The sequence below is a fragment of the Cognatundibacterium luofuense genome, from assembly GCF_018139685.1.
GTDB classification, from domain to species: domain Bacteria; phylum Pseudomonadota; class Gammaproteobacteria; order Burkholderiales; family Burkholderiaceae_D; genus Undibacterium; species Undibacterium luofuense.
The window spans coordinates 1-2,228 of record NZ_JAGSPN010000026.1; the positions used below are offsets into that span (position 1 = coordinate 1).

Below are 2,228 nucleotides of genomic sequence, written 5' to 3' on the forward strand. Positions count from 1 at the left end.
ATCAGCATGCAGGTTCATCTTAAGCGCGAATTTCCCCGCACCTTGCAACGTGAACAGTGGTTGAATTATGGCGTGACGCTGCCAGCGTAGTTAAACGGCAGCAGGTCGTGCAAGTCTGCCCCCTCTGCGCGCAGCGGCAATTCGGTCAGCACGTGGCATAGATAGGCATACGGTTCAACGCCGCAAGCACGGCACGTCAGCATCAGGCTATAGATCACCGCACTGGCCTTCGCGCCGGCCACGGTGTCACTGAATAGCCAGTTTTTTCTGCCGGTGGTGAACGGACGGATGTCGCGCTCCACGGCGTTGTTATCGATGGGCGCATTGCCGTCATCCGTGTACCGGCTCAGGTAGCTCCATTGATTACGCGCATACGTAATCGCTTCGCCCAGCAAACTTTTTGGCAGGACTTGAGCTGCCTGTTGATCGAGCCATGTCCTGAGTACGCTGAGCACCGGCACGCTGTGCTGCTGGCGTAAGCGGTGGGTGTAGTCGGCACGGGTGTGGCCGGCCGGCAAGTCGCCCCTGGCCAGCGCTTCGACATGGTAAAGCCGGGCGATCATGTCGAGTGCCTGCCTGGCGCGCTTATCGGCCTTTCCCTGCGCCTTGGCCGCTTCATCAAAGTAACGCCTCGCGTGTGCCATGCAGCCCAGGTGCGTCACGCCCGTGAGCGTGCGCCAGGCGCTGTAGCCATCGGTCATCAGGGTGCCAGCGTAGCTCTGCAGGAAGGCTTGCGGATACTGCTGCCCGCGTCCCGGTTGGTACTCAAACAGCACCACCGGCGTAGTGCTCGATTCGGCGCTGCGATACACCCACATGTACGACTGGCTTTGCGCGCGCTTGCCCTCTTCATGCAGCACTTGTACCCGGGTCTCGTCGCCATGGATCAACGGTTGCGCCAGAAGGACGGCGTGCATCGCCTCATACAAACGCTGCAAATGACGCTGGCTGGCACCGATCATCCAGTGGCCCATGGTGCCGCGGCTCAGTGCGATCCCCACGCGTCCCAACACCGCTTCCATCCGGTACAGCGGCATGCCGTCGGCATACTTGCCGGTCATGACGGTAGCAATCGTGGCGGCGTCGGCCACGCTGCCCGGCAACGGTTGCGCCGGCATCGCGGCGCGCACTACCGGCGCACTGATTCCGTGTCGTTCGCAATGGCGGCAGCCGTACTTGAAGCGCACGTGTTGCCATACCCATGGGGTCTGGGGCGGAATGTGCAGCTGTTCGCTGATGTCTTCGCCGATGCGGTGCAGCGCGCTCTGGCAGCAGGTACAGATTTTTTGCTCTGGCGCCAGATCATATTCGATGCGCTTGCGCGGCAAATCCGCCGGCAGGGGTTTGCGGCCCCGCGTCTGCTGTGCTGGCGGCGCCAGTTCCGGCATGCCGGTCTCGGGCGGCGTCAGGGGAATGGTATCGCTGTCGAGCTCCGGGGCTGGATCGACTTGTTCGGCCTCGTTGAACACCCGGTCGCTACGTTTCTCGCTGCTAGGTGCATAGCGCATGAGTTGCGCCAGCCGGAATTGCTCTTCCACATAACGCACGCGTTCGGACAGCTCGGCATTGCGCGTTTCCAGGGCGCGGATATAGGCCTGGACTTCGGGCGGCAGGTCGGGGAAGGCGGCGAGTTTGTTCATGCCTGCCACGATACGGGTTTTGCGGCGCGAATAGGTTTACGTCGATTTGTAACAAGGGCGGCCAGCGTCGCATTGCCGCCACAGCGGAACCGGCTCAACCGGCATGCTGGTAGTGCCGGACCGGATGGCGCTGCACCGCCTCGATATCAATGCCGTCAAGCAGCCAGTGCAGCTGTTCCGCCGTCAATTCCATCACCGCTTGCGGGCGGCGCGGCCAGGCGAAACGGTCTTGTTCCAGGCGCTTGATCAGCAACCAGAAACCGGTACGATCATAGATCAGCAACTTGATGCGATTGCCGCCGCGGTTGCGAAAGGCATAGGCGGCGCGGGCGAAGGGATCCTGCCCCATCGATTGTTCGACCAATGTCGCCAGGCCGTTGATGCCTTTGCGGAAATCGATGGCTTCGCGGTGCAGGTACACCTTCAGATCAGCGTCGAGGCGAAACATCGCAGCGCCCCAGCGTTTCGATCATCCTCGACAGCCATGCCGCATCCCGCTCGGTACAGTCGAAATCGAGCGTGACGCCGTTGGGCAATTGTGCTCGCAGGCGCGGCGGCGGGGTCACTGACGCATTCATCGGGATGGCC

The 2,228-nt window shown here is 62.1% G+C and carries 2 protein-coding genes; both read right to left on the bottom strand.

Features of this window, described 5'->3' with window-relative positions:
* Nucleotides 1-65: 65 nt before the first annotated feature.
* On the bottom strand, nucleotides 66-1,640 hold the full coding sequence (gene tnpC, locus KDM89_RS19015; protein WP_212689499.1) for an IS66 family transposase: 1,575 nt from the start codon (nucleotides 1,638-1,640) through the stop codon (nucleotides 66-68).
* Nucleotides 1,641-1,734: 94 nt separating this feature from the next.
* Nucleotides 1,735-2,088: an IS66 family insertion sequence element accessory protein TnpB gene (gene tnpB / locus KDM89_RS19020; RefSeq protein WP_186882716.1), complete on the bottom strand. Its 354-nt coding sequence runs from the start codon at nucleotides 2,086-2,088 to the stop codon at nucleotides 1,735-1,737.
* Between the last annotated feature and the right edge of the window lie 140 nt (nucleotides 2,089-2,228).

Excerpts from the sequence above, each read along its gene's own strand:
- tnpB (WP_186882716.1), bottom strand. The coding sequence starts at position 2,088 with ATGTTTCGCCTCGACGCTGATCTGAAGGTGTACCTGCACCGCGAAGCC.
- tnpC (WP_212689499.1), bottom strand. The coding sequence starts at position 1,640 with ATGAACAAACTCGCCGCCTTCCCCGACCTGCCGCCCGAAGTCCAGGCC.